We start from the raw sequence: 21,493 nt of genomic DNA, 5'->3' as shown, positions 1-21,493 counted from the left end.
AGGGCCGGGTGGCTGCGCCGCGACCGGGTGGCTGGGTCGCGCTAGGCCGGTGTGGCGATGCATGAGAAGCCACGGCTGCCGTTGACCGTCCACTCCACCTCACTGGGACCCAGGACGGCGACCTCGGGGTCGCTGATGCCGTAGGCGCGAGCCGCCTCGGCCGTGCAGGTGGCAATGACGGTCGGGTCGGCCTCGAGCTCGGCGTCGGTGCGCCCGCTCGTCGCGGCGTCGAGGGTGCCCGTGGCGAAGACCTCCCAGGAGTGCGCCTGGGCGCAGTCCACCTCGGAGGCGCTCGAGATCCCCGAGAGCGACACGATGCCTCCCAGGCAGGTCCCCACCGCATGGGGAGGTGTGGAGGCCTGTGCGCTGGGGTCCGTCTCCTGGGCAGCCGGTGCCGCCGTGCCCGCGGTTCCCGTGGCCTGCGCGCTGGCGGCCTGCACGGCCGAGTCGTTGAGCCCGCTGCCTCCCAGGGCGGAGCTCAACGTCGGCACCGCCCACCCGGTCAGCGCGCCGAGGACCAGTCCGGCCACGAAGCCGAGAACCGCGGCAGCGACCGTCTGCCGGCGGACCCGCCGCTCCTCGGCCAGGGAGTCCTCGGGGGAGAGCACGGGCACAGAGGCGGCGGACGGGTTGCCTGGCCGTGCGCCGGCGGGCAGGAGCTGGGGGGCCGGTGGGGTCGAGGACGAGCCCAGGGCGACGGTGTGCGCAGTGGGCGCGCTCCCGGCCGCACCCGACAGCAGCCCGGCCTCGGCGAGCCGAACCGCCACGACCGGTCCGGCGACGGTCAGGTCGCCGTTGCCCATGGCGTCCTGGATGGCGGCCAGGGCCTCGGTCAGCTCGGTGCCGTTGCGGTAGCGCTCCATCGGGTCCCGGCTCATGGCGCGGGCGAGCACCGGCCGGATCTCAGCGGGGATGACGGGCTCGTCGAGCCGGACCGGGGTGTCGAGGTCGCGCACGATCTCGGGCAGGGAGCGCACCGAGCCGTCCAGGCCCCGCCGGGGACCACGGCCCGTGAGCAGGAAGAACAGGACCGCGCCCATCGACCACACGTCCCCGCTGGGACCTGGCGTGCTCAGCGCGAAGGCCTCGGGAGGGGCGAAGTCCGGGGTGAGGCACTCGAGGGTGACCGTGGGGTCCTGGCCCTCGCGCTCGACGGCGGCGATGCCGAAGTCGGTGAGGCGAGGAGAGCCGTAGGAGTCGAGCAGGATGTTGGCGGGCTTGACGTCGCGGTGCAGGACCCCGGCGTCATGCGCCGCGCCCAGGGCCGAGGCGGCCGCGCGCACGAGCGCGACGGCGTCGGCGGGAGCCACGGGACCGCGCGCCACGAGGTCGACCAGGCTCCCCCCGTCACAGCGCTCCATGACGATGAAGGGGCGGTCGTCGGGCAGCACCCCGGTGTCGATGAGCGACACGACGTGCGGGTGGCCCGTGATCCGGCCCGCTGCCTGGACCTCACGCAGGTAACGGCGCCGGTTGCGCTCGTCACTCAGGGGGCGCGAGTCGATCTTGACCGCCACCGGACGGGCCATCGACTCCTGCACGCCGCCGTAGACGGTGGCGAAGCCGCCGCGGCCGATGACGTCCAGGAGCCTGACCCCCGGGATGTGCAGCTGTGCGGTGGCCTGAGGCGGCGGTGGGGGGACGGGGGTGCTGGTCACCGCGCCATCCTCGCGCCTGAGGGCCCGGTCTGGGAAGTCGGGGGCGGGAACGGCCGGCGCAGGGACCGGGCTCGTGCCGGGGCCGGGTAGGCTTCGGGGCGTGAAAGCACCCAGGGTGGTCGTCCTGTCCTACGGAAGCGGTAACGTGCGCTCGGCCGTGCGCGCCCTTGAGCGCGTCGGTGCCAGGGTGGACCTGACCGACGACGCGCAGGCCGTGGAGCGGGCCGACGGCCTGGTCGTTCCCGGCGTCGGAGCCTTCGGAGCGGTCATGGACCAGCTCCGGGCGGTCGACGCCCCGCGTCTCATCGAGCGCCGCCTGGCGGGGGGCAGGCCGGTGCTGGGCATCTGCGTGGGCATGCAGGTGCTCTTCGAGTCCTCCGCCGAGCACGCCGCGGACGGGGCCGGCATCGAGGGACTGGCCCAGTGGCCCGGCACCGTCACCCGTCTGCAGGCCGACGTCGTACCCCACATGGGGTGGAGCAGGGTCCGTCCTGCGGCGGGCTCGGTGCTCTTTGAGGGCCTGGACGAGGAGCGCTTCTACTTCGTCCACTCCTACGCGGCCACCACCGACCCCGCGGCCCTGCTCGGTCCGGGCCCCACCCGCCTGCCGCTGACCACATGGGCCAGGCACGGCCAGGACTTCGTGGCCGCGGTGGAGAACGGGGCGCTGTGCGCCACCCAGTTCCACCCCGAGAAGTCCGGGGACGCCGGGGCGAGGCTTCTGCGCAACTGGCTGAGGACGCTGTGACGCGCAGCTGAGCCGCCACTCAACCGCCGCCGAGCCGCGGCTCGTACCCACCGTCTGCACACACCGCTGAGCCGCCGCTGACCTACTGCTGACCTACCGCTGACCCAGCGCCCGCACCCGACCAGAGGAGTTTGACCATGCTCACCCTTCTTCCCGCCGTCGACGTCGCCGACGGCAAGGCCGTCCGCCTCCTCCAGGGAGAGGCCGGCTCCGAGACCGACTACGGCAGCCCGGTCGACGCCGCGCTCGACTGGGTCGCCGCCGGCGCGCAGTGGATCCACCTGGTCGACCTCGACGCCGCCTTCGGGCGCGGCTCGAACGCCCCCCTGCTGGCGCGCATCGTCGCCGAGGTCGGTGTCAACGTCGAGCTCTCCGGGGGGATCCGTGACGACGCCTCCCTGGCGCGCGCCCTGGACGCGGGCGCGGCGCGGGTCAACCTCGGCACGGCGGCGCTCGAGAACCCCGAGTGGACCGAGAAGGTCATCGCCGAGCACGGCCAGGCCATCGCCGTGGGCCTTGACGTACGCGGCACGACGCTGGCCGCGCGCGGCTGGACCCGGGAGGGCGGCGACCTGTGGGAGACCCTCGCCCGCCTCGACGCCGCCGGCTGCGCCCGCTACGTCGTGACCGACGTGACCCGCGACGGCACCTTGACGGGCCCCAACACCGAGCTGCTGCGCCAGGTATGTGCCCGCACCGACGCCCCGGTCGTCGCCTCCGGCGGCATCGCGGGACTCGATGACCTGCGGGCGCTGACCCGGCTCGTGCCCGAGGGCGTCGAGGGGGCGATCATCGGCAAGGCCCTGTACAACGGCAACATGACCCTGTCCGACGCCCTGGCGGTGGCCCGCGGCCAGGAGCCCGGTAAGTGAGGAGCGACCCGCGGTGAGCGACCAGGACGGGCCCGTGTCCCTGGCCGCCCGTCAACGACTGTCCCGCCTCCTGGCGGCACCCACCGCCTTCCCCCACGACGACGGCTCGGTCGACCCCGGGGTTGGTCAGGCCCTCGCGGAGGACGACGAGCACCTGCGCCTTGAGGGGCTCGTCGCGGCCCTCGACGGCGGACGGGTTCTCATCGGGCTCCAGCCCCACTCCCGGCAACGGCAGGAGGGCTGCGGCTCCCGCCCCGGGGCCGGGGAGGACGAGCCCGCGGTCCCCAGCGTGGTCGTGGCCGACGGACGCCGTGCGCTTCCCGTGTTCACCGGCGTCGTGGCGCTCACGGCCTGGCGCCCGGAGGCGCGGCCTGTCCCGGTGGCCTCGAGCCGTGCCGCCCGGCTCGCCCGCCGGGAGGCCGACGGCCTGTGGCTCGTCGACCCCGGGACGCTCGACCTGTGCGTGCCGCGCTCGGCGGTTGCCGCGCTGGCCAGGGAGCGCCGGTGGGTGCCACCGTGGCGTGACGACCCCCTCCTCGCCGAGCTCGGTCGTGAGATCGGCGCCGTCCCGGGGGTCGGGGGAGTGCGGATCGAGCCTGGTCGGGGTGCGGCGCTGCGGGTCCTCGTCCAGCTCGGGCCCGAGGGCGCCGCCCAGGTAGGGAGCGTGCTCGCCCGGTGCGGCAGGGTCGTGTCGGACCCGGCCTGGGCCGAGCGCCTCGACGCCGTCGAGCTGTGCCCCCTGCCCCCGTTGCCCCGTCCTCCCCGTCCTCCCCGTCCCGCGAGATCGGGACAAATGGCACCCCGAGATCGGGACTTATGACACCCCGAGATCGGGACAAATGGCACCTCGAGTTCGGGAGAAGTGGGGTGGTTTCAGGGGGTGAGTGCAATGGGTGGTGCTTGGGAGAGGGGCTGGTTGTGGTGCGTGGGGTGTGGCCTGGTGTGGTTCGCGATGGTGTGCGGGAGCTGATCGAGTCGGGTTGGTTGGCTCGCGAGGCGGGGGCTTGTTTCTCGGTGCCTCAGTCCACGGTGTCGGACTGGTGCAGGCTGTGGGGTATGAGGATGCGGCACGGGGCCAGGGAGGGCGGGATGGTCGGGACGACCAGGCCTGCTGGGCGTGGTCGGGGCGGGTCGGGGGACGGGTTCGAGGTGATGGTCCGGGGTACCGGGCACGGCAGGCGTCTGGGGGCTCAGGGGCGCGGCGCGATCGCTGCGGGCCTGGCCAGGGGTGATTCCCTGGCCTCGATCGCCCGGTTCCTGGGGGTGGCTGTCTCCACGGTCAGCCGCGAGGTCGCTGCCGGCGGGGGCCGGCAGGCCTACGGGGCCTGTCAAGTTTTTTGTGTAAGCGGGTTGTTCAGAGGTGGGGGTTGATTCGGTCGGGGTAGGCGGTGGCGAGCTGGGCGAGGGCTTGTTTCCAGTTGGTGGTGATCCGGCCCTCGACCACGCGTGGCTTGGCCTTGCGCTTGTCCGCGGGCAGGTTCCTGTCCTTGTCGCGTTCTCGTGCCCGCTTGTCCTCGATGTTGCAGATCGCCAGCCACAGCAGCTTGACAGCGGCCTCGTCGCTGGGGAAGTGGCCCCGGTTCTTGGAGATCTTGCGTAGCTGGTAGTTGAGCGACTCGATGCTGTTGGTCGTGTAGATGACCCGGCGCAGCATCGGCGGGAACGCCAGGGCCTGTCAAGTTTTTTGTGTAAGCGGGTTGTTCAGAGGTGGGGGTTGATTCGGTCGGGGTAGGCGGTGGCGAGCTGGGCGAGGGCTTGTTTCCAGTTGGTGGTGATCCGGCCCTCGACCACGCGTGGCTTGGCCTTGCGCTTGTCCGCGGGCAGGTTCCTGTCCTTGTCGCGTTCTCGTGCCCGCTTGTCCTCGATGTTGCAGATCGCCAGCCACAGCAGCTTGACAGCGGCCTCGTCGCTGGGGAAGTGGCCCCGGTTCTTGGAGATCTTGCGTAGCTGGTAGTTGAGCGACTCGATGCTGTTGGTCGTGTAGATGACCCGGCGCAGCATCGGCGGGAACGCCAGGAACGGGGTGAAACGCTCCCACGCCCTGTCCCAGGTCGCCACCGTCTCGGGGTACTTGTCCCCCAGGGGAGAGCTGCTGAAGGCCGCCAGGGCCTCCAGGGCGGGGCGTGTTCATGGTCTGTGTAAGCCTCTTGAAGGACTGATGACTGTGACTGATGAGAAGACTGGTCCTGCTGGTGGGCGGGGCGTGGTTGAGGATCTTGTTGCCTCGGGTGGCTTGGACGGGTTGTTCGAGCGGATCGACTCGGGTGAGGTGGGGTTGACGGGCGCCGACGGGCTGCTGCCGGCCCTGCTCAAGGAGGCCCTGGAGCGGGGTCTGCAGGCTGAGCTGACGGAGCATCTTGGCTACGACAAGGGCGAGCAGGCGCCGGTGGCTCGTGGCAACGCCCGCAACGGCACCACGGTCAAGACGATCAGCTCTGAGGTCGGCTCGTTCGAGATCGAGGTCCCCCGCGACAGGGCCGGCAGCTTCACGCCGCGGCTGGTCAGGAAGGGGCAGCGGCGGATGGACGGTCTGGACTCGATGATCATCAGCCTGTACGCCGGTGGTATGACGGTGCGCGAGATCCGCCACCACCTGGAGTCCACGCTCGGTGTGGAGCTGTCGGTGGGGACGATCAGCAGGATCACGGACGCCGTGGCCGAGGCGGTCCTGGACTGGCAGCGCCGCCCGCTGGAGGAGTTCTACCCGGTGGTCTACCTCGACGCGATCCGCGTCAAGGTCCGCGTCGACCACAGGGTCACCACCCGCTCGGCCCACATCGCCGTGGGTGTGGACATGGACGGGATCAAGCACGTCCTGGGTATCTGGGTCCAGGCCGAGGAGGGCGCCTCGTTCTGGGCGCACGTGTGCGCCGAGCTGGCCAACAGGGGCGTCAAGGACGTGCTGATCGTGTGCTGTGACGGGCTGACCGGCCTGCCCGAGGCGATCGAGGCGACCTGGCCCGACTCCATGGTCCAGACCTGCGTGGTGCACCTGATCCGTGCCTCCATGAGGTTCGTGGCCTACCAGGACCGTAAGAAGGTCGCCGCTGCTCTCAAGCAGGTCTACGCCGCCCCCAGTGAGGAGGCCGCCCTGGAGGCCCTGGCGGCCTTCAGCAGCTCTCCCCTGGGGGACAAGTACCCCGAGACGGTGGCGACCTGGGACAGGGCGTGGGAGCGTTTCACCCCGTTCCTGGCGTTCCCGCCGATGCTGCGCCGGGTCATCTACACGACCAACAGCATCGAGTCGCTCAACTACCAGCTACGCAAGATCTCCAAGAACCGGGGCCACTTCCCCAGCGACGAGGCCGCTGTCAAGCTGCTGTGGCTGGCGATCTGCAACATCGAGGACAAGCGGGCACGAGAACGCGACAAGGACAGGAACCTGCCCGCGGACAAGCGCAAGGCCAAGCCACGCGTGGTCGAGGGCCGGATCACCACCAACTGGAAACAAGCCCTCGCCCAGCTCGCCACCGCCTACCCCGACCGAATCAACCCCCACCTCTGAACAACCCGCTTACACAAAAAACTTGACAGGCCCCGGCCACGGCGTCCGTGATCCTGCTGATCGTCCCCACCGACAGCTCCACACCGAGCGTGGACTCCAGGTGGTGGCGGATCTCGCGCACCGTCATACCACCGGCGTACAGGCTGATGATCATCGAGTCCAGACCGTCCATCCGCCGCTGCCCCTTCCTGACCAGCCGCGGCGTGAAGCTGCCGGCCCTGTCGCGGGGGACCTCGATCTCGAACGAGCCGACCTCAGAGCTGATCGTCTTGACCGTGGTGCCGTTGCGGGCGTTGCCACGAGCCACCGGCGCCTGCTCGCCCTTGTCGTAGCCAAGATGCTCCGTCAGCTCAGCCTGCAGACCCCGCTCCAGGGCCTCCTTGAGCAGGGCCGGCAGCAGCCCGTCGGCGCCCGTCAACCCCACCTCACCCGAGTCGATCCGCTCGAACAACCCGTCCAAGCCACCCGAGGCAACAAGATCCTCAACCACGCCCCGCCCACCAGCAGGACCAGTCTTCTCATCAGTCACAGTCATCAGTCCTTCAAAGAGGGCTTACACAGACCATTGAACACGCCCGGCCTACGACCCCCAGGCCCGCCACGCCCAGGCCCGGGCCGCCAGGGCACGGCCCAAGGCGCGTGTGCTGGACTCCAACGACCAGCTGCGGGCCCTGGTGGTCCAGGGCCTGAGACAGCGGTGGTCGCCCCAGCAGATCAGCCGCCGTCTGGCTGCGGACCACCCCGAGCGCGATGATCTTCGTGTGAGCCACGAGACGATCTACCAGTCCCTGTACGTCCAGGGCCGAGGGACGCTGCGCGCCGAGCTGGGCCGTCACTACAGGCTGCGTACCGGGCGGAGTCGGCGCGTGCCACGCTCGGCCCTGGCCGGGCCCCTGGCCTCCAGGCCCTGGCTGGCCGACGCGCGTATCAGCACCCGCCCGGCCCAGGTCGCCGACCGGGCCGTGCCAGGCCACTGGGAGGGCGACCTGGTCATGGGCGCGGGCAACCGCACCGCGATGATCACCCTGGTCGAACGCACCACCCGCCTGGTCCTGATCGCCCCGCTGCTGACCGACCACACCGCCACCACCGTGGCCACGGTGCTGGAGACCATGATCAAGGGCCTGCCCCGCTCCATGGCCCGGTCCCTGACCTGGGACCAGGGCGGCGAGATGGCCCAGGTCGCCCGCTTCAGGACCGCCACCAACCTCGAGGTGTACTTCTGCGACCCCCACAGCCCCTGGCAACGAGGAACCAACGAGAACTGGGGTGAGTGGCGTTTCTCGGACAGGGGAGATTTTCGTCTCTCTTCTGATTCGATAGGATGGAGCCATGTCAAGGGCGAAGTACTCGGACGAGTTCAAGGCGCAGGTTGTGCGTGAGGTCGTCGAGAAGGACCGGACGATCGCGTCGGTCGCGGCCTCCTACGACCTGGTGCCCCAGACGGTGGGGAACTGGGTCGCGAGGTACAGGAAGGAGCACTCCAGCCAGGAGGAAAGTGAAGCAGTCGCAGAGTCCGCGCAGATAGCCAGGCTCAGAGCGGAGAACTGCGAGCTGCGCCAGGAGAACGAGTTCCTGAAAAAAGCGGCGGCCTTCTTCGCGCAGGAACAGCGGTGAGCGACAAGTACAAGCTCATCAACCGCGAGGAAGGCAGATACCCTGTTGCCTCCATGTGCCGCTGGGCCGGGGTGTCCAGGTCCGGGTACTACTCCTGGCGCGAGCGGGCTGAGTCGAGTCGTATCAGGAGACGGGAGGAGCTGGCGGTTCTTGTGCGGGCCGAGTTCGAGGCCTCCCACGGCGCCTACGGGTACCGGCGCATCGCGGCAGCCCTGCGACGTCAAGGCGTGTCAACCTGCCAGGACACTGTGCGTGCGGTCATGCGCGCCCAGGGCCTGAGAGCCGCGCAACCGCGCCGGAAGGTCCGTACCACCGTCCCGGCCCGTGACCTGGGCGAGCGTCCCGACCTCGTGCGCCGTGACTTCACGGCCGAGAAACCCGGAATCAAATGGGTAGGTGACATCACCTGTATCCGCACGTGGGCTGGGTTCGTGTATCTCGCAACGGTGCTGGACTGCTGCACGAGGAAGGTAGTCGGTTACGCGATGGCCGACCACATGCGCACCGACCTCGTCCGTGACGCTATCGACATGGCGGTACGCAGGTGCCCCCACAAGAGAGGGGTAACCATATTCCACTCCGACAGAGGCAGCCAGTACACCTCTCAGCAGTTCTCCGACCACCTGAGGAAGTATGGCATACGGCTGTCCGTCGGGCGCACCGGGGTGTGCTGGGACAATGCCTGGGCGGAGTCATTCAACGCGACTCTTAAGAACGAGAGGGTCCACCGCATGGTGTACCCTACACGTAGGAAGGCAGTGAGCGACATTGCCTCATGGATTGAGCTGACATACAATCAGACACGTCTCCACTCGACCCTCGGCTACCGCACCCCCAACGAGGTCGAAGGCGAGCACCTAGGCCGCAGACAAGCGGCCTGACACACCAAAAACACACAGTCCGAAAAACACCCAGCACTCCAAACACCAACGGCCTGATCCGCGAGTTCTTCCCCAAAGGCACCGACCTGTCGACCTACCCCCTCCACGCCTTCGAACAGGCCCAGCACCTCCTCAACACCCGCCCCCGCCAGACCCTAGACTGGGCCACACCCGCAGAAGCCTTCAACAGGCTCCTGCAGAAAACAGAACACGACACCACCATTGCACTCACCACCTGAAACCACCTACTGGTTCCGGCAGGTGCGGGCGGAAGGGCCCGATCGACGGCGTGGCCGGCGTGGATCGACGGGCCGGCGCGGGTTGACGGGTTGGCGCCCTGGCGTGACGGTCAGCCGGGGCGTCCGGGGCGTGGCTGGCGCCCCCACCCGGGTGTGATGCACAGAACAGGCGTGTAGTGGCCGGGGGTCGGCGGGGAGAAACCGTGGAATCGCGCCGATCCCCCCGACCGGCCCCCATCGCGGGGACGGTCGGGGGGCCCTGAGATGTGCAACGACCCCCTCGACGCACACAGACACCCGCTCCGCCTGCTACAAGACGATCATTGTTCGGCTCAATCACAGGCATCCACCTGGGCCGCGAGGGTAGTTGATGTGTGTACCACCTCGCCGCCCCCACCAGCACACCCAACCGCGGGGAGCGCGCCCCGACCCCGGACCAGCCCCGGCCCGGCCGACGCTAACCAACCCGGACCCGGCCCGGCCCCGGCCCGACCCCGATCCGGCCCCGGTCTGGCCAACGCCGACCAGCCCGGTCCCGACCCGGCCCAGGGCCGAGTACCACGGCTGACAGGGCACACACCCCGTCCCCGCACACCCCGGCCACCCTCGACCGGTCATGTGTCCCTCGACCGGTCATGTAACTTTCGACCGGGCTTTCGCTGTCACGTAGACGGTCGACAGTCACATGACCGGTCGACGAAGGGAAGTGCTGGACGCCCAGGCGGGGGGCTCGGCGAGAAGACCAGCCCGATGTACCACTTCCCCCGATCTCGAGGTGTCATATGTCCCGATCTCGAGGTGTCATTAGTCCCGATCTCGAGGTGCCATTTGTCCCGATCTCGAGGTGCCATAAGTCCCGATCTCGCGGAGGGGTGGGCAGGGTCACTGCGCGGTCGAAGGCGCTGGGCTGTCGGGAGGGCGCGCGACCTGCTAGGGTTCTCAACCGACCGGCCGGAGTCTGTCTCCGGCTCGCAAAGCGGAGAGATCCCACCTGGGTCCCGAGTCAGGGGCCGGGTCATGCGAGGAGTGATCCTCGGCGGTCGTGCCCCTGTGCGCGACCGCGCTCGGGCGAGCACATGTGGGGCCTTCGCGCGCGTACCGCGGCGGGGGCCCTCCTCGTCGTGGCGGCCACCGTCACCAAGAGTGAGGAACAGTCATCAGCGAGCCCCGTATCAACGAACGGATCCGCGTCCCAGAGGTGCGCCTGGTCGGCCCCAGCGGCGAGCAGGTCGGCGTCGTCCGCCTCGAGGACGCCCTGCGCCTGGCCGAGGAGGCCAATCTCGACCTCGTCGAGGTCGCGCCTGACGCGCGCCCTCCGGTGTGCAAGCTCATGGACTACGGCAAGTTCAAGTACGAGTCGGCCATGAAGGCGCGCGACGCCAGGAGGAACCAGGCGAACACCCAGCTCAAGGAGATCCAGTTCCGCCCCAAGATCGATGAGCACGACTACGCCACGAAGATGGGCCACGTCGAGCGCTTCCTCAAGGGCGGGGACAAGGTCAAGTGCATCGTCCGCTTCCGCGGTCGTGAGCAGTCCCGCCCAGAGCTGGGCATCAGGCTGCTCCAGCGCGTGGCCGAGGAGATGTCCGAGCTGGGCACCATCGAGTCCCACCCGCGCCAGGACGGCCGGAACATGGTCATGGTCCTGGCCCCCACCCGCAAGAAGGCGGAGGTTAAGTCCGACCAGCGCCGCCGTCGTGAGGAGGCCCGGGCCAGCCGCCGGGCGGAGAAGCACTCCCACCGGACGAGGAAGCCCCAGCCGGAGGAGCGCGATCCGCAGGACGACCAGGCCGCGCCGGATCAGACCCAGGGCTGAGCCCTCCGGGCGCTCAGACCATCACCCACCCCGCGGCAGACCGTGCGGGGTCCGCAGCCCGGGCCGTCCAGGCCAGGGCCGAGAAGAGGAAATCGAGAATGCCGAAGAACAAGACGCACTCCGGTGCCAAGAAGCGCTTCCGGGTCACCGGCAGCGGCAAGCTCATGCGTGAGCAGGCCAACAAGCGCCACCTGCTCGAGGGCAAGTCCTCCCGCCGCAAGCGCAAGCTCGCCCTGGACCAGCCGGTCTCCAGGGCGGACCGTCGTCAGGCCAAGAAGCTGCTCGGTCGCTGAGCGCCCCACCACCTCAAGGAGTCATCACATGGCACGTGTGAAGCGGGCTATCAACGCCCAGAAGAAGCGTCGTACCGTCCTCGACCGCGCCTCGGGCTACCGCGGGCAGCGCTCGCGCCTCTACCGCAAGGCCAAGGAGCAGGTCACCCACTCCGGCGTCTACGCCTTCCGCGACCGTCGCGCCCGCAAGGGCGACTTCCGTCGCCTGTGGATCCAGCGCATCAACGCCGCCGCCCGTGCGGAGGGCATGACCTACAACCGGTTCATCCAGGGCCTCGGCCTGGCCGGGGTCGAGGTCGACCGTCGCATGCTGGCCGAGCTGGCCGTCAACGAGCCCGCCGCCTTCTCGGCTCTTGTCGACGTGGCTCGCAAGGCCCTGCCGGAGGATGTCAACGCCCCCCGCGCCTGAGTGAGTCGATCGTAACCGGCGCGTGACCTTGCGCCGGACCATCGTCCTAGTCAAGACTTGTGCCTCGGCCCCGCCCACGGGACCGGGGCGCTTGTCGTACCGTCCGTGCCGTGACGGTTGACGGGGCCCTGCTCATTCACCGTCCCTGAGAGGAAAGTATGGAGCACGTCGTCGGCAACGAGCGCTTCTTCGACCCGGAGGACATCTTCTTCTCGGTCACCGACGCCAAGGGCGTCATCACGCGGTCGAACTCCACCTTCGTCCAGCTGTCCGCCTTCGGGCGCGATGAGCTCATCGGGGCGCCGCACAACCTCATCCGCCACGAGACGATGCCGGCAGGCGTCTTCAAGCTCATGTGGGACGACCTGTTCCAGGGCCTGCCGGTGTGCGCCTACGTCGTCAACAAGGCCAACGACGACCTGGACTACCGTGTCTTCGCAGTCGTGGTCCCCGTCGGTGAGGACTTCCTGTCGGTGCGCATGAAGCCGCAGAACGACGAGGTCCGCACGCTTGTGGAGTCGGTCTACGAGACGGTGCGCGCCGAGGAGCGACGGGTCGCGGGCGAGGGCGCCTCCCGCTACGAGGTCGGTGTCTACGGTGCGGGTGAGCTGGCAGCGGCCATCGCGCCGCTGGGCTTCGGCTCGTTGTACGACATGACCCAGGCGCTGCTGCCCACCGAGCTCCAGCTTCTGCTGGGTGCGGGGGTGCGTGTGCCCGAGACCCCTGAGGCAACGGGCCCGCTGAGCAGGATCCTCGAGGTCGTGCGCACCGTCGAACGCGACTCCGACGCCCTGGTGCGCCAGCTCGACGAGTACAGCCGCCTCCTGGGGGCCCTGGACGCGCGGGCCTCGGAGATGGACGACATGTCCCGTCGGGCCCGTGAGGTCATCGCCGGAGTCTCCTCGGTCGGCAGCCCGGACGCCGACTCCTCGGCGCCGCGTACGAGCGAGCGGGTCTCGACGGCGCTGAGCAGGGCCGTCGACATCCTCGCGTCCCTGCCCGCGGAGATGGACGAGCTGAGCCGCCAGGTCATCCGCCTGCGCTTCCTGGCCTCTCAGATGCGGCTTCTCACCCTCATGGTGGGGCGCTTCGCCGCCTCGGCGGTCCACGACGGCGAGGAGGACGCCCTGGCCTCCATGACGCTGCTGTGCCGGGCGCTGGAGGAGGGCACGGGGAACCTGTCGGAGACGAGCGAGGCGGTGCGCAGCGGGGTGGCCGAGCTCGATGTCCACACCCGTGCCCTGGTCAAGGACCTCGACTCCACCCAGCGCCCCCTGGACCGGTGGGTGCGCACCCTGCGCGACGAGGGCGCCGTGCTCCTCGAGCCTTCTTCCGAGCCCGTCGACGACGAGGCCGCCTCCGACGACGTCGCCGACGAGCCCGCCCAGGAGTCCGCGGAGGCCACGGCCTCCGAGCAGGGTGACCGGGGCTCGGCTGGCGATCAGGCCGATGACGATCAGGCCGCCGGCGAGCCCGAGGACGAGGTCGAGGACGAGGCCGCTGCCTCCGACGACGCCGCCGGCGAGCCCGAGGACGAGGTCGAGGGCGAGGTCGCTGCCTCCGACGAGGGCTGCGCGGCGGTGGTCGCGCGGGTCGAGGCCCTGGCGCAGCAGGGCTTCCCCGAGGCAGGACCGATGGCCGCCTTGGCCGCGGAGTGCCGCGGGCTCGAGCTGCCCTTCGACAAGGAGGCCTTCGACGCCGGCTTCCGGGTCCTGCACGAGGAGCTCGAGGCCTACACCGGCGCGGAGGAGGGCTGAGGCCACCTCGACAGGTGTCAACAGGTGCTCACAGGCCGAGCCGTGACCGGCGGGGTCGTGTCCGAGATGCGGACACGGCCCCGCCGCAGTTGACCCCGCAGCAGGCGACGGCCTAGGTTGACGGCGTGACCCAGGATCTCGCAACCCGCCCGGCGGTATCTGCCCGCCTCGGCGCACTGCGCGTCCTGTGCTCCATGTGTTGTCAGGCCTGACCGGCGCCTGACGCTCCGAGACGCATCATCCCTCGGAGGCTCCGGCGCACCGCGTCCGGAGGCACGGCGGCCGAACCACTCGGCGCACCACGGGTCCAGCCTCGATCGGGACACAGCCTGACATCGGCTCTCCGGACGCTCACAACCTCCCACCACTGAGGAAGCGATGAGCGAGACATCCGTGACAGCCCAAGCCCCGACGACCCCGACCGACCGGCAGCCCCAGCGGTCCTCCCAGCGCCCTGTGCGCCCTCCGCGGGCCGGTCGTTCCAACGGTCAGTGGGCCGTGGACGGGCGCAAGCCCCTCAACCCCAATGAGGAGGTCAAGCAGCTCAGCCCGCCGCTCGAGGTGCGTCGGCGGGTGGAGGAGCGCTACGCGCTGGAGGGCTTCGACTCCATCGACCCCGACGACCTCCATGTGCGGCTGCGGTGGTGGGGCCTGTACACCCAGCGCAAGCCGGGCATCGACGGGGGCCGCACCGCCCAGCTCGACGTCACTGAGCTCGAGGACTCCTACTTCATGCAGCGCGTGAGGATCGACGGAGCCGTCCTGTCGGCCGAGCAGGTCGAGACCCTGGGGGAGATCTCCACCACCTTCGGGCGGGACACAGCCGACATCACCGACCGTCAGAACATCCAGTTCCACTGGATCAGGGTCGAGGACCTGCCCGAGATCTGGCGCCGCCTCGAGGCCGTGGGCCTGTCGACCATCGTCTCGGCGGGGGACACCCCGCGCGCCTTCCTGCTCAGCCCGGTGGCGGGTATCGCGGCCGACGAGATCATCGACCCGACGCCGGTGGCCGAGGCCATCAGACGCACCTACATCGGCGATCCCGAGCTGGCCAACCTGCCGCGCAAGTTCAAGACGGCGATCACCGGACACCCCAGCCTCGACATCGTCCACGAGATCAACGACATCTCCCTGGTGGGAGTCGTCCACCCCGAGCTCGGACCCGGATACGACCTGTGGGTCGGCGGCGCGCTGTCGACCGCGCCGCGCCTGGGGGAGAGGCTGGGCGCCTTCGTCACCGCCGAGCAGGCCGCCGAGGTCTGGTACGCCACGATCAGGATCTTCCGGGACTACGGCTACCGGCGCCTGCGCGCCAAGGCACGGATGAAGTTCCTCCTGGCCGAGTGGGGGCCCCAGCGCTTCCGTCAGGTCCTCCAGGACGAGTACCTCGGCTACGAGCTCCCCGACGGGCCCGCCCCGCGCTCGACCGCCGCGCGCGCCGACCACCTGGGCGTCCACGAGCAGAAGGACGGCCTCTTCTTCATCGGGGCCTCACCGGGAGTGGGCAGGATCGGTGGGAGGCGCCTGAGCGCCGTGGCCCGGCTCGCCCGCAGCGTCGGCAGCGACAGGATCCGCTTCACCCCGCTGCAGAACCTGCTCATCCTCGACGTCGAGGCGGACAAGGTCGACGAGCTCGTCGCCGGCCTGGAGGAGCTCGACCTTCAGGTCAGGCCGCGTCCGTTCAGACGGGCCACCCTGGCGTGCACGGGCATCGAGTTCTGCAAGTTCGCGATCGTCGAGACCAAGGACCTCGCCTCCCGCGTGGCCGCCGAGCTCGACGAGCGCCTGGCCGACCTCGACCTGGACCGTCCCCTGAGCCTCAACGTCAACGGCTGCCCCAACTCCTGCGCGAGGATCCAGATCGCCGACATCGGTCTCAAGGGACAGATCATCACCGTCGACGGGGCCCAGGTGCCGGGATTCCAGGTCCACCTCGGTGGCGGCCTGGCCGACTCCGGGCGGGAGGAGGCGGGTCTGGGCCGCACCGTCCGGGGGCTCAAGGTGCCCGCCGACGGCGTGGCCGACTACGTCGAGCGGATCACCCGCCGATTCGTCGCCGCCCGCCGGGACGGCGAGACCTTCGCCCAGTGGGCGCACCGAGCCGAGGAGGAGACGCTCGTATGACCCAGCAGACCCAGCAGACCCAGCAGACCCACCAGACCGCCCCGAGCGTCCCGGGGACCGAGAGCCCGGGCGCCCCCCGGGCCCTGCGCCCGGCCGAGGAGCTCCAGGCCCTCGTCGAGGACGCGGCCAGGTACCTGGGAGGTGAGGGCTCGGGCCCGGAGGCGAGCGCGGAGGAGGTCATCGCCTGGGCCGCCCGGACCTTCCCCGGCACGCTGGCCGTGGCCTGCTCCATGGCCGACGCCGTCCTGCCCCACCTCGTGGCGCGCCAGGTCCCCGGCGTCGACGTGCTGTTCCTCGACACCGGGTACCACTTCCCGGAGACCTACGGCACCCGGGACGCCGTGGCCGCCAGCCTCGAGGTGCGCGTCGTCGACGTCCTGCCCGCGCTGAGCCTCGAGGAGCAGGACGCCGCCTGGGGCCCGCGCCTCTACGAGAGGGACCCCACGCGCTGCTGCGCGCTGCGCAAGGTCGAGCCCCTCCAGCGTGCGCTGACCGGCTACGAGGCGTGGGTCACCGGGGTGCGCCGGGAGGACGCCGCCACCCGGACGCACACCCCGCTCGTGACCTGGGACTCCTCACGCAACCTGGTCAAGATCAACCCGCTGGCGGCGTGGACCCTCGACGACCTCCTGGCCTACGCCGAGAAGCACCGAGTCGTGGTCAACCCGCTGCTGGCCGACGGCTACCCGTCCATCGGCTGCCAGCCCTGCACTCGGCGCGTCGCGCCCGGTGACGACCCCCGTTCCGGCCGATGGGCCGGATTCGCCAAGACAGAATGCGGAATCCACCTATGACCCTCCTCGACACCGCCCCCGTCGCCCCGCTCCCCGCCATCCCCGGCCCGACCGCCGCGCCACCCGCCGTCGAGCCCCTGTCGGACCTCGACGTGCTGGAGTCCGAGGCGATCCTCATCATCCGAGAGGTGACCGCCGAGGTCGAGCGCCCGGTCCTGCTGTTCTCCGGGGGCAAGGACTCTGTGGTCATGCTCCACCTGGCGGCCAAGGCCTTCTGGCCGGCGCCCATCCCCTTCCCGGTCCTGCACGTCGACACCGGGCACAACTTCCCCGAGGTCCTGGCCTACCGGGACGCCACCGTCGAGCGCCTGGGCCTGCGGCTCGTCGTGGCCAAGGTGCAGGACTACATCGACGACGGGCGCCTGCGCGAGCGCCCCGACGGGACGCGCAACCCCCTGCAGACCCTGCCCCTGCTCGACGCCATCGAGCAGGGCCGCTTCGACGGCGTGTTCGGCGGCGGGCGGCGCGACGAGGAGAAGGCCCGCGCCAAGGAGCGGGTGGTCTCCCTGCGTGACGCCTTCGGACAGTGGGACCCGCGCAACCAGCGCCCCGAGCTGTGGAACCTGTTCAACCCCCGGCACGCCCCGGGGGAGCACGTGCGTGTCTTCCCCCTGTCGAACTGGACCGAGCTCGACGTGTGGAGCTACATCGAGCGCGAGGGCATCGAGCTGCCCAGCCTCTACTACGCCCACGAGCGGCAGGTCTTCGAGCGCGACGGCATGTGGCTCGCCGTCTCCGAGGTCACTGCCCCGCGCCCCGGCGAGCAGGTCCTCACGCGCACCGTGCGCTACCGGACGGTCGGTGACATGTCGTGCACCGGAGCCGTCGAGTCGAGCGCGGCGACCATCCACGACGTCGTCGTGGAGGTGGCGGCCTCCACACTCACCGAGCGCGGCGCCACCCGCGCCGACGACCGGCTCTCCGAGGCCGCCATGGAGGACCGCAAGAAGGAGGGCTACTTCTGATGACCACTCTGCTGAGACTGGCCACCGCAGGCAGCGTCGACGACGGAAAGTCGACGCTCGTCGGAAGGCTCCTGTACGACTCCAAGTCGGTGCTCATCGACCAGCTCGCGGCCGTCGAGCGGGTCAGCGCCGAGCGCGGCCTGGACGGCGCGGACCTGGCGCTGCTCACTGACGGCCTGCGGGCCGAGCGGGAGCAGGGCATCACCATCGACGTCGCCTACCGGTACTTCGCCACCGCGCGCCGATCCTTCATCCTGGCCGACTGCCCCGGGCACGTGCAGTACACCCGCAACACGGTCACCGGCTCCTCGACCGCCGACGTCGTCGTCCTGCTCGTCGACGCCCGTCACGGCGTCCTGGAGCAGACGCGGCGGCACCTGGCCGTCGCCGCTCTCCTGCGGGTGCCCTCGGTGGTCGTGGCGGTCAACAAGATCGACCTCGTCGACTTCTCCCAGGAGGTCTTCGAGACCATCTCGGCCCAGCTCGAGCGGATCGCGGCGGCACTGGGTGTCGCCCGGGTGCACACGATCCCCACCTCGGCGCTCCTGGGGGACAACGTCGTGGAGCACTCGGCCTCGACCCCCTACTACACCGGCCCCACCCTCCTGGAGCTTCTTGAGCAGCTGCCCGCCGAGGTCTCCAGCCCGGGCAGCGCACCGGACGGGACGGGGCTGCGGCTGCCGGTCCAGACCGTCATCCGGCCCCAGTCCGCCGCCCTGGACCCACGCCTCCAGGACTACCGCGGCTACGCGGGCCAGATCAGCGCAGGGGCCGTCAGCCCCGGCGACGAGGTCGTCGTCCTGCCCTCGGGACGACGCTCGACCGTCACCGACATCGACCTGGCTGAGCGTCCCCTGTCCCGGGCGGTGGCCGGTCAGAGCGTCACGCTGCGTCTGGCCGACGACATCGACATCGCCCGCGGCGACCTCATCGCCGCCGCCCAGGACGCCCCGGTCCCGGTGCGCGAGCTCGAGGCCACCGTCTCGTGGCTGGCCGAGTCCCCGTTGCGCCCGCGCGCCCGGGTCCTGCTCAAGCACGGCGCGCGCACCGTGCAGGCCATCGTCTCCCAGGTCCTGGGGCGCCTCGACCTCGACGACCTCACTGAGGTCGAGGCCGACTCCCTCGCGCTCAACGACATCGGTCGGGTCCACCTGCGCCTGGCCCAGCCGGTGCCCCTGGAGGACTACGGCGCCTCGCGCGCCGGCGGAGCCTTCCTGCTCGTCGATCCCGCCGACGGCGCGACCCTGGCCGCCGGCATGGCCAGACTGCGCTCCCCCGCCGGGGAGAGACCGTGAGCGCGCCGCCGACCGGTCCCGGGGAGGTCACCCTCGTCGGGGGCGGGCCCGGGCCCGCCGGGCTGCTCACCCAGGCCGGCAGGCAGGCCCTGGACCGGGCCGACGTCGTCGTCCTGGACCGCCTGGCGCCCCGGGACGCGGTCCCTCCGGGCACCGAGATCATCGACGTGGGCAAGGAGAACGGCTTTCACCGTGTCGTCCAGGACGAGATCAACGAGATCCTCATCGACCAGGCCCGTGCCGGGCGCAGGGTCGTGCGCCTCAAGGGCGGTGACCCCTACGTCCTGGGGCGGGGCGGCGAGGAGGTCGCGGCCTGCCGCGCCGCCGGGATCGAGCCTGTCGTCGTCCCCGGGGTCACGAGCGCCGTCGCGGTGCCTGCCGCCGCGGGAATCCCCCTGACCCACCGCGGCACCGCCCGAGCCTTCACCGTCCTGGACGGGCACGGCCCTGTGGGAGACCTCCCCCTGGGCGGGGACCACACGCTCGTGGTCCTCATGGGCGTGGCCACCCTGCGCCCGGTCGTCGAGACCCTCATCGACCGGGGCAAGGACCCGCTCACCCCGGCCGCCGTCATCGAGAACGGGCTCCTTCCCGGACAGCGGGTCACCACCTCCCCGATGCGATGTCTGCCCGACGTCGCCGAGCGCACCGGCGTACGGCCCCCCGCCGTCGTCGTCCTCGGTGACGTCGTCGCCCTCAGCCCCCACTGGAACGGCTGAGCGCCCCACGCGGGCGCTCCTACGGAAGGCATCCACGTGAACCGCAAACTCATCAAGCTCGCCATCGTCGGATTCGGGGCACAGCTCGTCGACGGGGCCCTCGGCATGGGCTACGGCGTGACCTCCTCGACCCTCCTGCTCCTCGTCGGCCTGTCCCCGGCCCTGGCCGTGACCTCCGTCCACCTCTCCGAGGTGGGAACGACCCTCGTGTCGGGCGTCTCCCACTGGCGCCTGGGCAACGTCGACTGGCCCACGGCCGTGCGCCTCGCGCTTCCCGGCGCGGTCGGAGCCTTCGCGGGCGCCACCGTCCTGTCCCACCTGTCCACCGAGGCCGCCCAGCCGGTGACCGCCTCGATCCTGCTGGTCCTGGGCGCCTACATCATCGTGCGCTACCTGCGACCGATCACCGTCAGGCCGCGCACGCAGGCCCGCACCGGATTCCTGGCCCCCCTCGGTCTGGTCGCCGGGTTCGTCGACTCCACCGGGGGCGGCGGCTGGGGGCCGGTGGCCACGACCACCCTGCTGACCACCGGCAGGCTCGAGCCGCGCAAGGCGGTGGGCACGGTCGACACCTCGGAGTTCCTCGTGACGGTCTCGGCCTCCGCCGGCTTCCTCCTGGGCCTGGGTACCGCAGGCATCGACCTGGGTATCGTCCTGGCCCTCCTGGCCGGCGGGGTGGTGGCCGCCCCGCTGGCGGCCCTGGCGGTCTCACGCCTTCCCGCCCGGCTCCTGGGAGTCGGGGTGGGCGGACTCATCGTCCTGACCAACCTGCGCACGCTGCTGTCGGCCGCCGACGCCGGCACCGAGGTCTCCCAGGGCGCCTACCTGCTCGTCAGCCTCGTGTGGGCAGGTGTCGTCGTGTGGACCCTGGTGAGCCTGCGGCGCCGGTCGGTCCCCATTGTCGAGGAGGTCGGTGCCGCATGACCGCTCGTGTCCCCGCCCCGCCGCGCCCCGCCCCCCGCATCCCGACCAGGCCCTCGGGCGGCCACGGCCCCGAGCCCCACGGTCCTGAGCCCCACCTGGCCGGCCACGGGGCGGAGCGGAGCTCGCCCCACCTCCAGACGCGTCGGCACGAGTCCAAGCCCGCGGTGCCGGCCGGGCGCAGCCTCGTGCTCCTGGCCCACGGCTCGGGCCACCCGGAGGGCAGGGCCGTGGCCGAGGCCATCACGAGACAGGTCTCCCGCAGGCTGGGCTCGCACGGGGCGCGGGTCACACTGGGCTTCCTGCGCGAGATGACCCCCTCGGCGGCCCAGGCTCTCGAGGGCTCCACGGACCCCGTGGTCCTGCCCCTGTTCCTGGGGCGGGGCTACCACGTCCGCGTCGACATCCCGCGGGAGCTGAGCGACCACGGAAGCGGCCAGATCGTGCCCCACCTGGGCTCATCACCCCGCCTCGTCCCGGTCCTGTGCGACCGCCTCGACCAGGCCGGGGCCGCGACCTGCGACGCGATCGTCCTGGCCGCCGCAGGCTCCTCCGACCCGGGAGCCCGCCAGGAGGTCGTGGACCTGGCCCGAGCGCTGGAGGCACGTCTGGGCCGCACGGTGGAACCGGGGTACCTGTCGGCGGCCAGCCCCCGGGTGGTCGACGCCGTCAGCCTGCTGCGCTCCCGCGGGCACCGGCGGGTGGCGGTCAGCTCCCTGCTGCTGTCCGACGGCGTGTTCCAGCAGGCGCTGGGCGCGGCGGGGGCCGACGTCGTCACGGCACCCCTGGGCGCCCACCCAGAGGTCGTCGAGGCGGTCGTCGAGGGGTACCGCGCGGCGGCCGTGCTCACGGGGTCGCGGCCCCCGGAGGGGTAGCC

The 21,493-nt window shown here is 70.9% G+C and carries 18 protein-coding genes and 5 pseudogenes; 19 read left to right on the top strand and 4 right to left on the bottom strand.

The window, feature by feature from the left end:
• Positions 1 to 41 precede the first annotated feature (41 nt).
• Positions 42 to 1,658 (bottom strand): serine/threonine-protein kinase, encoded by a 1,617-nt coding sequence (locus EL245_RS03520; RefSeq protein ID WP_331852818.1) that lies wholly within the window; start codon positions 1,656 to 1,658, stop codon positions 42 to 44.
• Positions 1,659 to 1,758: 100 nt separating this feature from the next.
• Between EL245_RS03520 and hisH the strand changes: the two genes are divergently transcribed.
• From hisH to EL245_RS13980, 4 genes are all read left to right on the top strand, one after another.
• Positions 1,759 to 2,406, top strand: a complete 648-nt coding sequence (gene hisH, locus EL245_RS03515) for an imidazole glycerol phosphate synthase subunit HisH (RefSeq protein ID WP_126381884.1) — start codon at positions 1,759 to 1,761, stop codon at positions 2,404 to 2,406.
• Positions 2,407 to 2,543: 137 nt separating this feature from the next.
• Positions 2,544 to 3,278, top strand: coding sequence for a bifunctional 1-(5-phosphoribosyl)-5-((5-phosphoribosylamino)methylideneamino)imidazole-4-carboxamide isomerase/phosphoribosylanthranilate isomerase PriA (gene priA / locus EL245_RS03510; protein WP_126381883.1), 735 nt, complete (start codon positions 2,544 to 2,546; stop codon positions 3,276 to 3,278).
• Between the two features lie 13 nt (positions 3,279 to 3,291).
• Positions 3,292 to 4,098 (top strand): SseB family protein, encoded by an 807-nt coding sequence (locus EL245_RS03505; RefSeq protein WP_126381882.1) that lies wholly within the window; start codon positions 3,292 to 3,294, stop codon positions 4,096 to 4,098.
• Between the two features lie 332 nt (positions 4,099 to 4,430).
• Positions 4,431 to 4,649 (top strand): helix-turn-helix domain-containing protein, encoded by a 219-nt coding sequence (locus EL245_RS13980; protein WP_164719449.1) that lies wholly within the window; start codon positions 4,431 to 4,433, stop codon positions 4,647 to 4,649.
• On the opposite strand, the pseudogene EL245_RS03495 reads toward EL245_RS13980, so the two are convergent.
• Positions 4,633 to 4,947: pseudogene (locus EL245_RS03495) on the bottom strand (transposase); the annotation flags it as partial. The gene EL245_RS13980 and the pseudogene EL245_RS03495 overlap by 17 nt on opposite strands.
• Before the next feature lie 32 nt (positions 4,948 to 4,979).
• A pseudogene (locus EL245_RS03490) lies at positions 4,980 to 5,396 on the bottom strand (transposase); the annotation flags it as partial.
• A gap of 40 nt (positions 5,397 to 5,436) precedes the next feature.
• Here EL245_RS03490 and EL245_RS03485 point away from each other — a divergent pair.
• Positions 5,437 to 6,783 carry an IS256 family transposase gene (locus tag EL245_RS03485; RefSeq protein ID WP_164719441.1) on the top strand — a complete coding sequence of 449 codons (1,347 nt, stop codon included), beginning with the start codon at positions 5,437 to 5,439 and terminating at the stop codon, positions 6,781 to 6,783.
• Positions 6,784 to 6,811: 28 nt separating this feature from the next.
• On the opposite strand, the pseudogene EL245_RS03480 reads toward EL245_RS03485, so the two are convergent.
• Positions 6,812 to 7,318: pseudogene (locus tag EL245_RS03480) on the bottom strand (transposase); the annotation flags it as partial.
• A 55-nt stretch (positions 7,319 to 7,373) separates the two neighbouring features.
• Here EL245_RS03480 and EL245_RS03475 point away from each other — a divergent pair.
• The 14 genes and pseudogenes from EL245_RS03475 to EL245_RS03415 form a co-directional block, all read left to right on the top strand.
• Positions 7,374 to 8,165, top strand: a pseudogene (locus EL245_RS03475) (IS30 family transposase); the annotation flags it as partial.
• Positions 8,116 to 9,281 (top strand): IS3 family transposase gene (locus EL245_RS03470; RefSeq protein ID WP_126381880.1). Its coding sequence is split into 2 segments (ribosomal slippage): positions 8,116 to 8,362 and positions 8,362 to 9,281, totalling 1,167 coding nucleotides; the frame shifts between segments, so codons are not numbered across the junction. The pseudogene EL245_RS03475 and the gene EL245_RS03470, both read left to right, overlap by 50 nt.
• A gap of 41 nt (positions 9,282 to 9,322) precedes the next feature.
• Positions 9,323 to 9,520: pseudogene (locus EL245_RS13565) on the top strand (hypothetical protein); the annotation flags it as partial.
• A 1,156-nt stretch (positions 9,521 to 10,676) separates the two neighbouring features.
• Positions 10,677 to 11,336 (top strand): translation initiation factor IF-3, encoded by a 660-nt coding sequence (gene infC, locus EL245_RS03465; RefSeq protein ID WP_126381879.1) that lies wholly within the window; start codon positions 10,677 to 10,679, stop codon positions 11,334 to 11,336.
• 98 nt (positions 11,337 to 11,434) lie between these two features.
• Positions 11,435 to 11,629 carry a 50S ribosomal protein L35 gene (rpmI, locus tag EL245_RS03460; protein WP_126381878.1) on the top strand — a complete coding sequence of 65 codons (195 nt, stop codon included), beginning with the start codon at positions 11,435 to 11,437 and terminating at the stop codon, positions 11,627 to 11,629.
• Positions 11,630 to 11,657: 28 nt separating this feature from the next.
• Entirely contained in the window at positions 11,658 to 12,038 is a 381-nt protein-coding gene (gene rplT / locus EL245_RS03455; protein WP_126381877.1) for a 50S ribosomal protein L20, read from the top strand.
• 158 nt (positions 12,039 to 12,196) lie between these two features.
• Positions 12,197 to 13,795 (top strand): diguanylate cyclase, encoded by a 1,599-nt coding sequence (locus tag EL245_RS03450; protein ID WP_126381876.1) that lies wholly within the window; start codon positions 12,197 to 12,199, stop codon positions 13,793 to 13,795.
• A gap of 378 nt (positions 13,796 to 14,173) precedes the next feature.
• The gene (locus EL245_RS03445) at positions 14,174 to 15,922 is read left to right on the top strand and encodes a nitrite/sulfite reductase (protein ID WP_126381875.1); all 1,749 of its coding nucleotides are present in this window, start codon (positions 14,174 to 14,176) and stop codon (positions 15,920 to 15,922) included.
• On the top strand, positions 15,919 to 16,716 hold the full coding sequence (locus EL245_RS03440; protein WP_126381874.1) for a phosphoadenylyl-sulfate reductase: 798 nt from the start codon (positions 15,919 to 15,921) through the stop codon (positions 16,714 to 16,716). The genes EL245_RS03445 and EL245_RS03440 overlap by 4 nt, the downstream gene beginning before the upstream one ends.
• On the top strand, positions 16,713 to 17,681 hold the full coding sequence (gene cysD / locus EL245_RS03435; protein ID WP_126381873.1) for a sulfate adenylyltransferase subunit CysD: 969 nt from the start codon (positions 16,713 to 16,715) through the stop codon (positions 17,679 to 17,681). The genes EL245_RS03440 and cysD overlap by 4 nt, the downstream gene beginning before the upstream one ends.
• A complete protein-coding gene (locus tag EL245_RS03430) occupies positions 17,681 to 18,976 on the top strand; it encodes a sulfate adenylyltransferase subunit 1 (protein WP_126381872.1) in 1,296 nt (431 codons plus the stop codon). The genes cysD and EL245_RS03430 overlap by 1 nt, the downstream gene beginning before the upstream one ends.
• Positions 18,973 to 19,695 (top strand): uroporphyrinogen-III C-methyltransferase, encoded by a 723-nt coding sequence (gene cobA, locus EL245_RS03425; RefSeq protein WP_126381871.1) that lies wholly within the window; start codon positions 18,973 to 18,975, stop codon positions 19,693 to 19,695. The genes EL245_RS03430 and cobA overlap by 4 nt, the downstream gene beginning before the upstream one ends.
• Positions 19,696 to 19,731: 36 nt before the next feature.
• Positions 19,732 to 20,619: a sulfite exporter TauE/SafE family protein gene (locus EL245_RS03420; RefSeq protein ID WP_126381870.1), complete on the top strand. Its 888-nt coding sequence runs from the start codon at positions 19,732 to 19,734 to the stop codon at positions 20,617 to 20,619.
• On the top strand, positions 20,616 to 21,491 hold the full coding sequence (locus tag EL245_RS03415) for a sirohydrochlorin chelatase (RefSeq protein WP_126381869.1): 876 nt from the start codon (positions 20,616 to 20,618) through the stop codon (positions 21,489 to 21,491). The genes EL245_RS03420 and EL245_RS03415 overlap by 4 nt, the downstream gene beginning before the upstream one ends.
• The last annotated feature ends 2 nt before the right edge of the window (positions 21,492 to 21,493 follow it).

Source organism: Actinomyces howellii (genome assembly GCF_900637165.1).
In the GTDB taxonomy this organism is placed as follows: Bacteria; Actinomycetota; Actinomycetes; order Actinomycetales; family Actinomycetaceae; genus Actinomyces; species Actinomyces howellii.
Note: the sequence above shows the minus strand (reverse complement) of the source record. Positions and strands in the feature narration are given on the sequence as shown.

What these genes read in the sequence shown, in the direction of transcription:
- priA (WP_126381883.1), top strand. Translation starts at nt 2,544, where the DNA reads ATGCTCACCCTTCTTCCCGCCGTCGACGTCGCCGACGGCAAGGCCGTC.
- EL245_RS13980 (WP_164719449.1), top strand. Translation starts at nt 4,431, where the DNA reads ATGGTCCGGGGTACCGGGCACGGCAGGCGTCTGGGGGCTCAGGGGCGC.
- EL245_RS03485 (WP_164719441.1), top strand. Translation starts at nt 5,437, where the DNA reads ATGACTGTGACTGATGAGAAGACTGGTCCTGCTGGTGGGCGGGGCGTG.
- rpmI (WP_126381878.1), top strand. Translation starts at nt 11,435, where the DNA reads ATGCCGAAGAACAAGACGCACTCCGGTGCCAAGAAGCGCTTCCGGGTC.
- rplT (WP_126381877.1), top strand. Translation starts at nt 11,658, where the DNA reads ATGGCACGTGTGAAGCGGGCTATCAACGCCCAGAAGAAGCGTCGTACC.
- EL245_RS03450 (WP_126381876.1), top strand. Translation starts at nt 12,197, where the DNA reads ATGGAGCACGTCGTCGGCAACGAGCGCTTCTTCGACCCGGAGGACATC.
- EL245_RS03445 (WP_126381875.1), top strand. Translation starts at nt 14,174, where the DNA reads ATGAGCGAGACATCCGTGACAGCCCAAGCCCCGACGACCCCGACCGAC.
- EL245_RS03440 (WP_126381874.1), top strand. Translation starts at nt 15,919, where the DNA reads ATGACCCAGCAGACCCAGCAGACCCAGCAGACCCACCAGACCGCCCCG.
- cysD (WP_126381873.1), top strand. Translation starts at nt 16,713, where the DNA reads ATGACCCTCCTCGACACCGCCCCCGTCGCCCCGCTCCCCGCCATCCCC.
- EL245_RS03430 (WP_126381872.1), top strand. Translation starts at nt 17,681, where the DNA reads ATGACCACTCTGCTGAGACTGGCCACCGCAGGCAGCGTCGACGACGGA.
- EL245_RS03415 (WP_126381869.1), top strand. Translation starts at nt 20,616, where the DNA reads ATGACCGCTCGTGTCCCCGCCCCGCCGCGCCCCGCCCCCCGCATCCCG.